This is a genomic window from Aquimarina pacifica, from assembly GCF_000520955.1.
Classification (GTDB): domain Bacteria; phylum Bacteroidota; class Bacteroidia; order Flavobacteriales; family Flavobacteriaceae; genus Aquimarina; species Aquimarina pacifica.
Genome location: NZ_JACC01000043.1, coordinates 51520 through 62196, shown reverse-complemented (window position 1 = coordinate 62196; position 10677 = coordinate 51520). Strand labels below are relative to the sequence as shown.

General features: G+C 29.9%; 14 protein-coding genes and 1 pseudogene. All 15 read left to right on the top strand.

Features of this window, described 5'->3' with window-relative positions; translation table 11 throughout:
- Nucleotides 1-301: 301 nt before the first annotated feature.
- The 15 genes and pseudogenes from DZ60_RS0118695 to DZ60_RS24460 all read left to right on the top strand — a co-directional run bounded on the left by DZ60_RS0118695 (nucleotide 302) and on the right by DZ60_RS24460 (nucleotide 10589).
- On the top strand, nucleotides 302-694 hold the full coding sequence (locus DZ60_RS0118695) for a hypothetical protein (protein ID WP_025743547.1): 393 nt from the start codon (nucleotides 302-304) through the stop codon (nucleotides 692-694).
- A gap of 34 nt (nucleotides 695-728) precedes the next feature.
- Nucleotides 729-869, top strand: a pseudogene (locus DZ60_RS25800) (CPBP family glutamic-type intramembrane protease); the annotation flags it as partial.
- Entirely contained in the window at nucleotides 870-1031 is a 162-nt protein-coding gene (locus DZ60_RS25630; protein WP_152537471.1) for a hypothetical protein, read from the top strand.
- 76 nt (nucleotides 1032-1107) lie between these two features.
- The gene (locus tag DZ60_RS0118690) at nucleotides 1108-1617 is read left to right on the top strand and encodes a DUF3124 domain-containing protein (RefSeq protein WP_025743546.1); all 510 of its coding nucleotides are present in this window, start codon (nucleotides 1108-1110) and stop codon (nucleotides 1615-1617) included.
- Between the two features lies 1 nt (nucleotide 1618).
- The gene (locus tag DZ60_RS0118685) at nucleotides 1619-2230 is read left to right on the top strand and encodes a MarC family protein (protein WP_025743545.1); all 612 of its coding nucleotides are present in this window, start codon (nucleotides 1619-1621) and stop codon (nucleotides 2228-2230) included.
- Between the two features lie 226 nt (nucleotides 2231-2456).
- Nucleotides 2457-3095, top strand: a complete 639-nt coding sequence (locus DZ60_RS0118680; protein WP_025743544.1) for a hypothetical protein — start codon at nucleotides 2457-2459, stop codon at nucleotides 3093-3095.
- A gap of 236 nt (nucleotides 3096-3331) precedes the next feature.
- Entirely contained in the window at nucleotides 3332-3850 is a 519-nt protein-coding gene (locus tag DZ60_RS0118675; protein WP_025743543.1) for a GNAT family N-acetyltransferase, read from the top strand.
- A 366-nt stretch (nucleotides 3851-4216) separates the two neighbouring features.
- On the top strand, nucleotides 4217-4837 hold the full coding sequence (locus tag DZ60_RS0118670) for a hypothetical protein (protein WP_025743542.1): 621 nt from the start codon (nucleotides 4217-4219) through the stop codon (nucleotides 4835-4837).
- 172 nt (nucleotides 4838-5009) lie between these two features.
- Nucleotides 5010-5615 carry a hypothetical protein gene (locus DZ60_RS0118665; RefSeq protein ID WP_025743541.1) on the top strand — a complete coding sequence of 202 codons (606 nt, stop codon included), beginning with the start codon at nucleotides 5010-5012 and terminating at the stop codon, nucleotides 5613-5615.
- Between the two features lie 34 nt (nucleotides 5616-5649).
- A complete protein-coding gene (locus DZ60_RS0118660) occupies nucleotides 5650-6315 on the top strand; it encodes a leucine-rich repeat domain-containing protein (protein WP_025743540.1) in 666 nt (221 codons plus the stop codon).
- A 237-nt stretch (nucleotides 6316-6552) separates the two neighbouring features.
- Nucleotides 6553-7452 (top strand): YHYH protein, encoded by a 900-nt coding sequence (locus DZ60_RS23450; protein ID WP_025743539.1) that lies wholly within the window; start codon nucleotides 6553-6555, stop codon nucleotides 7450-7452.
- A gap of 328 nt (nucleotides 7453-7780) precedes the next feature.
- Complete coding sequence (locus DZ60_RS0118650; protein WP_025743538.1) at nucleotides 7781-8236, top strand: GNAT family N-acetyltransferase; 456 nt, start codon at nucleotides 7781-7783, stop codon at nucleotides 8234-8236.
- Between the two features lie 114 nt (nucleotides 8237-8350).
- Nucleotides 8351-8812 carry a RidA family protein gene (locus tag DZ60_RS0118645; protein ID WP_025743537.1) on the top strand — a complete coding sequence of 154 codons (462 nt, stop codon included), beginning with the start codon at nucleotides 8351-8353 and terminating at the stop codon, nucleotides 8810-8812.
- A gap of 133 nt (nucleotides 8813-8945) precedes the next feature.
- Nucleotides 8946-9857, top strand: coding sequence for a class A beta-lactamase, subclass A2 (gene bla / locus DZ60_RS0118640; protein WP_025743536.1), 912 nt, complete (start codon nucleotides 8946-8948; stop codon nucleotides 9855-9857).
- Between the two features lie 111 nt (nucleotides 9858-9968).
- Nucleotides 9969-10589, top strand: coding sequence for an HAD family hydrolase (locus tag DZ60_RS24460; protein WP_025743535.1), 621 nt, complete (start codon nucleotides 9969-9971; stop codon nucleotides 10587-10589).
- The last annotated feature ends 88 nt before the right edge of the window (nucleotides 10590-10677 follow it).

The following is a 10677-nucleotide window of genomic DNA, read 5'->3' as shown; positions in this document are numbered from 1 at the left end:
TTTTGCCCTGCTAAGACACATATATTAAATGTTACCTACAAGTTAAAAATGTTTCGTAAATCAGATTTTATAGTAGAGTTAGAATTAAAACCGACTGAAAAAAGTGGAAAGAAAAGCTAAGCTATAAATAGTAATGAACCTCATATTAGAGATGAAAATCATACTGAACATTGGACTTGAAAACAATAAATTTATATTGAAACTGATTGTATGTTATTTGAAGAAATTGTGAATGTCGAAATTAAAATTTCTAATGTCGAATATTTTATTAAACAGTAACATAGTAATATCAATAATAGCAATGAATTATTTTAAAAAAATATTAGAATATATAGGTTGGTTAATGATTCATTTATTATTCGGTTTAATTTTGGCTTTCATTGGAATTGAGTTTGTTTTTAGTCATATAAGTATATTTTCTAGTTTTTTTGAAGAGCATATAGGTGTTCATAGGTTTTTTCAGGAATTAGCAATTTTAATGATAAGTTTGTTTGGGGCCGGAATTGCCTTTTTATTTTTTATACCGTTACATATATACCAAATAAAACCTAAATTTAAAATAAAGAAAAACAGATTTTTATCGAGTGTTTTTACATCTTTTATTTTGGTGATTACTTCAGGCCTTTTTAACTTGTTTTTCTATTATTTAGACAAGAAAAATATTGTAGATTTTTCATTTCTTTTTGTCTTCTAATTGTTTATAAAAAACACAGTCATTAACCATTTCAATGCTTGTTTTGAGTATTTGTTTCTCAGTAGTTCACTTGCCAAGTTATAGAAACTTACTGCCAATATTTATTTTCGGAATTATATTCTGTTTACTATATAATAAAACTAAAAACATATTTTACACATTAATCTTACACTTTATGAACAATTTAAGTTGTTTATTATTAGTGTTTTATGGAAAATCTTATTATGAATGGAATTATGAACTGAATTACAATTTCATTTATTGGTTGTTATTCCTTTTCGGAATAGGATTGTCGTATATTGGAGCTAAAAAAATAACGGTGGCCAACAAGGTATAACAAATCATAGCTCCCATCGAAAAGCCTCGCCTGTTATGCGTAATGTTATCATATATTTTGAAAAAATAGTACTTAAATGAAAATAAACCATCTATATCTAGTATTAGTTATCCTATTTTTTAGTTGTAATGAGAAAAAAGAACTTAGTTCGATAAGTCCAGAAAATTGGTCAAAACGAGGTATCAATTTGACTACTACTGATTCGCTTGAATACGGAAAATCATACCTGTCTATATATTCTCAAATCTATAGTTACACAGAACATAAAACTCATAACTTAACCTCTATGATAAGTATGAGAAACACGAGTGAGTCAGATACAATTTATCTTTTGAGAGCGGAATATTTTGATACACAAGGAAAATCAGTTAGAAAATATTTTGACTTCCCAATTTATTTGGCACCTATGGAAACTTCAGAAATAATCATTGACCAATTAGATAATTCTGGCGGAACAGGCTCTAACTTTATTTTTGAATGGAAAATTCCTAAAAAATGTCCGGAACCTCTCTTTGAGGGCATAATGAGTTCTACAATGGGGCAACAAGGTTTGTCTTTCACAACCCAAGCAAAACGAATTAAGTAAAATGGCCGAAATATTAACGACAATTTTTTTCGTTTTTGCAGTTATTGATCCAATTGGTTCAGTTCCTGTATATCTTGAGGCAACTAAAGAATTTGATTTAGTTCATAAAAAGAAAATTGCTGTTCGAGCATCAGTAATAGCTTTTCTGATACTTTTATTTTTTATTGTAATTGGACAACTGATTTTAGAAGGAATGTCTGTGTCACTTGATGCTTTTCAAATTTCGGGTGGAGTAATTCTATTTTTGTTCGCATTGACGATGATATTCGGAGACGGTAAACCTGAATTAGAAAAACAACGAATTACAGATTACAAACACGTTACAATATTTCCTATTGCAATTCCCTCTATAGCATCACCAGGAGCAATCATGGCGGTTGTTTTAATGACAGACAATCATCTTTACTCAATTGAACAACAGTGTATTACTACAGGTATTGTTTTAATTGTTATAGGAATTACTTGTTTAATTCTTTTAGGAGCAAATCATTTACAAAAAAGAATAGGGAATTATGGAATTACAGTCATAAGTAAAATTATGGGACTGATTTTAGCTTCGTATGCCGTTCAAAGTATATTAAGCGGAATAAGTAGTTACTTTGGAAACCTGTAAAAAACGTATCGTAAAATAATGTGATGAAATATTGACAATAAGTGCTAAAACAAAAGATTCATACTTGTTTTCAAAGACCGCCAAATTTTTAAATTTAACTTTTAAAATAAAAAAGTAAAAATAAAACATAAAAAGTCGGCTCAGTGTTAATCCGAAAAGTTAGTGCTTTTTTGCAGGCAGCGTTCCATACAAGATGTTCATCGACAGTAATAAAAAAATAATAAAAATGACTAAGCTATTTACTTTATTGGTAATCTTTTTTAGCGTATCGAGCCATGCCCAAAAAAATATAATAAATGACACAATCACTAAAAAAGAACACTTTATAAAAAGAGCAATGCCATTAAATAAAAATCAACTAATAGATCAAGCCAATAAAATCATTATCTCAAAATATCCCGAGTTTACCTTCGATTCTCTAAAGTATGAAATCACTGCCTGGAAAAACTCCAAAAAAACTATAGTAAAATATAGACGTATTATTAGGTTTACTCCCCTTAACAAAAAGAATGAAAATTTACAATATGATTTCGAAGTTAACCTAACAGACCAAAACATCTTGCCTTTTGACTATCATGGACTGGACAAATTTTACGTTCCCACTACCGAGGAACAAGAGAAAATTGATTTTGTAATAACAAATTTTGGCTTACCACATAGCGGTTTTGATAACGGCATTATAGAAGATTCTGATAAGTATTATATAAACATGGATAATGACACGTCGTTTGGCCGTTACTGTATAGATAAAATAACAGGTGAAGAGTTTATGGATGAGAGAATACAAGGAAGCTATGAACCAATGCCTACCGAAAATTACCCCGAAATTAATACAGATCCATTGATTGAAATTAAAGGCAGCTAGCAAAATAATAACTACTGCCACTAAGATATAAAACATAGGATGTATGTGCTTAAACCAAAGTTCTGTGCCTATATAATAAAGTAGACCAACTATAAAATTTGGCGTTTATAAAAGAAAAGATAAGAGCAAAATATTTATATTTAACTAATAGTAAACCGAAACATATCACTCATCACCTGCTTACGTTTCTTATACGAGCCGTAGGTCTACAAAAATCTGGATTTACAACTTAAATAATGGACAATGATTTTCCGACAATAAAAACTGACCGACTCCTACTACGTGAAATAACCGATGTAGACCTTGAAAACATATTCAATGGACTTTCAAATCCAAATGTTGTTCAGTATTACGGAATCAGTTTCTCTAGTTTAGACGCTACGAAGGAACAAATGATCTGGTTTGCGGATGAAAAGCAAATGTGGTGGGCAATTTGCTCGCTTGACAACCAAACTTTTTACGGAGCAGGCGGACTAAATAGTATTAGCCATAAAGAAAGAAAAGCGGAAATCGGACTTTGGCTACTCCCAAAATTTTGGGGGAAAGGAATTATGAAAGAGGTTTTACCATTAATTTCTGATTACGGATTTGACCAACTCAAATTAAACCGAATCGAAGGATTTGTAGATACCGAAAATGTCAATTGCAAAAACGCAATGTCCAAACTTGATTTTCAACACGAAAAAACAATGAAAGATTGCGAAATAAAAAATGGGAAACCAATAAGCGTTGATGTATATGCTAAAACGATTTAAGCGAAAAAAGCACTGCATACCACAATAGTAGCTACTGCACAACTTATGATTTTGTCAAACGGCACTGATTCTTGGGTTATAACAAGTCATAAACACCTGTCTATTAAGAGTAAAAAGTTTGTTGGAAATTTTATTTAGTGTTGATTTTTAAAATAAGCACTTGTGAAACACACACAACATATATGATGTCATATCGGCTAAGTAAGGAATCTAATAGTTCTTGTATATTTGATAAGGCGTAATACTTGTAGAAAAGAAAAGTTCGCAACCATTGTGCAAGAAAAACAGAAACACAGGGTAACATTTTGCCATACTACGACACATATATTTAATGTTGTGTGTCATTAGTGAAACAAATCGAAAAATATGAATAAAAACACAAAGAGGATTTTAAAATACCTTATCGAAATTATTATTGTTGCTTTTGGGGTGTTTTTAGGGGTGTTTTTCAGTAATTTGAATACTGAGAATAAAACAAAAAAAGAAAAAGAGAAATCTTTAAGTTTAATTGTTGAAGAATTAGTTTTGAATAAACAATTACTCAAAGAACAAATTGATTATCATGAACATATTAAAATTAAGATAGATAGTATAACTGAAAATTTAAGTGATAAAGAAAAATATTCAAGTTTTATGGAGTCCGAAATTACTCATATTGATATTGAAGGATGGACTGGGTTTAATTTTGCAAGACTTCAAAAAACAGCATTCGAGACTACCAAAACTATCGGAATAATAAAAGAGTTCGATATTGAATTAATACAAGAATTATCAAGTATATATTATTTTCAGGATTTATATATTGATTTTGGAAAATCTATATTAGATAAGGCAATTGAAACAAGTTCGTCAACAAAGGTCATTGACTTTTTAGGATTAATTAAATTAATGACATCGGATTTGCTTGGCATAGAAAAACAATTAGCAACAAAATTAGATAAAACAATAACTGAATTAAAAACGTCGCACAATAAAAATTATAATTAATTATTCATGAATTGTTTATGGGTGTTTTGTCAAATTTTCTATTCGGGTTTGTGTTTGCTAAATTTCGCGTTTAAGAACGTGACATTTCACAATTAAAGAAATTGTTTTATATGCTGGACTTGCAATTTGGAATTAGGATGCATGCAAATGAAAAAATAACTAAAAAAAGAAAATGAATAAAATAAAATTTTTTCAAGAAATTCAGGGGTTTTTATCTGTAGGTTATATTTATCTAATTGTAATGGGAATTTTGAATGAGACGCTATATTATAACCAAATAGGAATTGATATTTTAAATTATTCCAGCATATTAGATGTTTTAATTAGCCCAATTGCTAGATTAACTTCTAACATTGTTTTTTTAACTATTTTTATTATTACACTCTTTTTTGTGTTTAAATCACCAAGTATTTTGGTAAAACATAAAGACAAGAATTGGTTTAAGAGATTATTTAAAAAAATAGATTTAGGGTTAACAAATGAGCAAGTAAAATCTTCACTCTTAAAAAGTTTCCTGTTTATGATTTCTATAGGTTTATTTGGTTTTTATATTGGTTCTGGAATCGGAAAAGGAGAAAGATTATTGAAGAAAATAGAAAAAGAAGAAGTAGCGTATAGTGACCGAATAAAATTTATAAACGGAGACGAATCTAAAGTTGAAATAGTTGGAATAAATAGTGCTTATATATTTTATTTAGAAAAAGAAAATAAAACAGTTCAAATAACCCCAATCAGTGGAATAATAAAGAGTATTGAGAAAAAAAATAAAAAACATTAGCTAAGACCATTTACAAATTTTAAAGAGACTGATTTTGAAAAAATATATTCTATCATACTTCCTTTTACTATTCTTAAATTATACTTTTTCTCAAACTTTACAAACAACTGAAAGTGAGGATAGAGAATATATCCTTGAAAGTACTGAAGGAGTCGTTGAAAAAGAGAATAACAATAATAAAATTCTATCTACAGAAAATCAAAAAAATAAAACAACTATTTTTTATTCATTTGAAAAAGCTTTAAAAATACCAAATGATGTAAAGTCTTTAAAAATTGTAGATAAAAACCTTAAAAAGGTACCTGATATTTCTAAACTAATCAATCTCGAAACTCTAATAATTCGTTCTGATAATATTGAAGAAATCCCTAGTTTTATTTTCGATTTGAAAAAAATAAAGCATCTAGAAATAGAAGGAATAGAAGGAAATGAATTAGTAGAAATTCCTGAAGAAATAGGAAGAATGACAGAGCTTGAATACCTAAGTCTTAGTGCTAATGGTTTAAAAACATTACCTGAATCTATTGGAAATTTAACCAAATTAGAAACTCTTGATTTAGATTTAAACCCCATGAAAACACTTCCTGAATCAATAAAAAAGCTCACTAAATTAAAAAAAATATATTACGCCTTTCATGACTTTTCTGATAGTGAAATAGAAAAAATTAAGAAATTGCTCATTCAAAATCGTGGGAATTAAAAACTAGCAACAACAATGTCTCGTATAATTATGGTGGGCAAGCGCTAGTCGAAATGTTAGCTGATTTGCATTATCGCAAAAGCTTTTTCCCTATTTTTATCCTAACAAACTAAAAAACACCCCAAAGTTTTTACCTATGCTGGCCTGAAATTCTCTGAATTTCTAAGCTACATTAATCATAGGTGCTGTGCTAAAAAAACCTGTAATTTTTTAATTAAAATATAAAATCAAAACAATATGAATTTTAAAAAAATAACATTCATCGTATTGAGCGCATTATTATTATTTTCTTGCGGGCAATCAAGTAAAAACAACAATCAAGATAAAACTGAGAAATCAGATGAAATTAAAAAAATAGATGGAGATGATAAAACTGACAGAGATGAAAGACCAGATAGAGGAGAAAGACCAGAAAGGGGTGAAAAGAGAAAATATGAAGTTATTCCAACAGCTCCAGGTAAAGCAACGCCTTTATCCGCATTTGATGAGTTTAATCCCAATTCTGTAACCATTTCATTTGATGGTGATGAAATTACAATTGATTCAGATGGTCATCCTAATCATACCACTCCATACTGGCAAGAATCAGACTCTTTATATATTAAACCAGTAGTTGCTATTGCTCAAACACCTGGTCGTATTGGTAGCCATAGAGATCGTAGTATTTCACTTACCGTATCTGCTTCTCCAGGATTAGCAGTAAAAAGCACAAGTACAGGTTTAGGTCCTATTGGTATTTCTGTTACTGGTGTGCCTATTTTTAATGATTCTGAGGGGCCTGGTAGAGCATTAGAAGAAAAAATCGCAGAAACCTTTGATTATGCGGGAGGACATGTGGGTCCTTCTGGTTATCACTATCATTCAGAATCAATGGACGTTCCAGAAAATACGTTACTTTCTCATGATGATAAAAAACTGGTAGGGATTATGGCAGATGGATTTTTAATCTACGGAAGAAGAGAAATGGATGACTCTTATCCTTCGGATTTAGATGAATCAGGAGGACACACAGGAGCTACACAGCACAGTAATGGCGAAGAATTTTATCATTACCATATAATAAATGAATATTATTTTGGGAATTTAATCGTACTCTTCGGTGGTGATTTTAAGGGTTCTCCAAACAATATTCTGTAAAACAATACACCATAAAAATGCGCAAATAGCACATTAGATGGATTTATAATGCTTACAAAACAATTGATTAGAAACAGTATAACCTCGAATACAGAAAAATAACTATTGCCAATACCGTGTGTAAAACATAGCTATAAAGTACTAGATCAGAAGGTTTGTACTTATTTGTGAAAACTGTCAAATTTTTAAATTTGGCTTTCAAAGTAGATAAGTTAAAAACAAAATATAAAAATTAGTCTCTGGGTTTATTCAAACAATCAGCGTCTTTTTACGCGCTATGTTTCATGCAATGAGCTGTTAACAACAAGTCCGAAAAACCGAACTGAAAATGAAATTTAGAAAAGCAACAAAAAATGACGTTGACAAAATTGTGGGAATGATTGCGGATGATGAACTCGGAAAAACAAGAGAGAATTATCAAATACCATTGCCAACTGAATATCTTGTCGCATTTGAAAATATCTGTGCTGACCCAAATCAGGAACTAATTGTTTTAGAAAACGAGAATTCTGAAATCATAGGAACTCTACAATTGTCATTTATTCAATATCTTACTTATCGTGGTGGAATTCGAGCACAAATTGAAGCGGTAAGAATCAGAAAAGACAAAAGAGGACTCGGAATCGGAAAAACAATGTTTGAATGGGCTATAAATAGAGCCCAAGAAAGAAAAGCACATTTACTACAATTAACAACTGACAAAAAGCGACCTAAAGCAATTAAATTCTATGAAGATTTAGGGTTTAAAGCAACTCATGAAGGAATGAAAATGCATTTTAAATGAAAAATTCAGTGACTAAAACAGGGTGTAAAATGTAGTTAATAAGTACTAAACCGAAAGGAAAATAGATAACCTAACAAAACAGTACATAAAACAAATAAAACGGAATCTGAAAATATGAATCCAAAAGAAAATCTTCAAAAACTAAACCTCGAACTTCCTAAGATATCAACACCTGGAGGGAGTTATATTTCTGTTAATGTTCGAGAAAATATAGCCTATATAGCCATTCAGTTTCCAATATTAAATGAAGAATATCTCTATCAAGGACGATTAGGAAATGAAATTTCGAATGAACAAGGATATAAAGCAATGGAATTGTGTGCCTTGAATGTTTTGGCTCAAGTAGAGAATAAAATTGGATTAGATAAAATTGTCGGTTTGAATCATATGGATGCTTATTTCCAGTCAGGAGATAATTGGGACAACTCACCAATGGTTGCAAACGGAGCCTCAGATTTATTTACAAAAGTATTAGAAGAAAAAGGAAAGCATTCTAGAGCTATTTTTGGAGTTGAAAAATTACCAAGAAATTTTAGTGTTGGATTGACAACTACATTTACAATAAAAACGAAATAATAGCAGAATAAAAACTGCTCACAATGTGGTTTGTAAAACGTAACGAATGATTGCCAAAACTACATTCCATACACAAACTGACGTTGAGAATAATTTGACGATAAAACATAAAAATACTGAAAGAAAATATAGAATGAATAGGCTATTTCAATTGACGACTTTACTATTATTAGTTTTAACAAGCGGTAAAACTCCAAATACCAAAACTTATTTACTTCGAAACGAAATTGAGAAAATCATTTCTGACAAAAACGCAGTGGTTGGAGTTTCAATAATTGGAAATAATGGAAAGGACACACTTTCAGTAAACGGAGATAAACAATTTCCTATGCAGAGTGTGTTTAAATTTCATATTGCATTAGCAGTATTATCAGAGATTGATAAGGGTGCCTTATCATTGGACCAAATAGTAAAAATAGATAAAGATGAACTTTGGAAAGGATTTTGGAGTCCACTTAGAGATGAAAACCCTAATGGAGGTAGTTTTACTATTGAAAAATTAATTCAATACACCATTTCTCAAAGCGATAATACGGCCTGTGATGTTTTGATACGACTTATCGGAACTCCTAAAACTGTTGAAGGATACATGAAAAAGAGTGGTATAGAGGATATACAAATTACTTTTGATGAAAAAGAAATGCAGGAAAAATGGGAAAATATGTTCCAAAATTGGACAACCCCGAATGCTGCAAACAAAACCTTGAAAATATTTTTTGAAAATAAAAATAACTTACTTTCAAAAAGAAGTTATGATTTTTTTTGGAAAACGAACATAGAAACAACTACAGCATTGGGCAGAATTAGAGGACAACTACCTAAAGAAGTTGTTGTCGCCCATAAGTCAGGATCTTCTGGCACAAATAAGGAAACTGGAATTATGGATGCTGTGAACAATATTGGAATTGTCTTTTTACCAGATGGGGAGTATTTTTACATTAGTGTTTTTGTGACAAACTCGCATGAAAATAACAAAATGAACGATAAAATTATAGCAGATATTGCAAAAGCTACTTATGACTTTTACACTATCCAAACGAAATAATAAACGGTTCCAATCCAGTATCATATGAAAAGCACTAGCATAGATACTAGTTTAATGTAAACACCTAATCTTTAACTTGTATAAACCATGTGTCTTAAAGAACAATAAGAAATGAATAATATAAAAACAATAGTTTTTGATTTATACAATACTTTGATTGAAATAACAGAATCAAATCAGTTCTTTTTAGAGCTATTTAAAAATTCTCAAAATGGTTTCGGAATGGATGTCTCAGGGTATCTACAGTGTGTAATGAAAAATGATCTTAATGAGTTAAGAACATTGTTACCTTATGAATTCAGTATATTATATGATGAAAAACTTCCAGATTTAGAACTAGAATTAAATTCTGTGATTGTTTATAAAGAGGTTTATCAAATACTTGAAAATCTAAAAAAAGATTACCGAATTTTCTTGATTTCTAATTTGGCATCACCATATAAGGAACCTTTTTTTTCGAATAATCTTGATGAATATTTTGAGAAAATGATTTTCTCTTGCGATTTTGGGTTTTTAAAACCTGACAAAGAGGTGTTTACCGAAATTGAGAAATTGACCGAGAATAAACCTGATGAAATATTGATGGTTGGAGATTCTTTTAAATCTGACATTGTAGGAGCAAAAAATATGAAATGGAATTATTTGAAAATCAATCGACATATTCCCGTTGCAAAAGAGTATGAAATAAAAAACTTGAACGAAATAAAAAAACATATAAAACCATATATATGATTATATCTAATTATAGTTAGATCGAACGGTTCTTGTTTTTTTGGTAAAGTAAGAGGTTTGCCGGAAAGAAAAGTTAGCAACCCTTGTA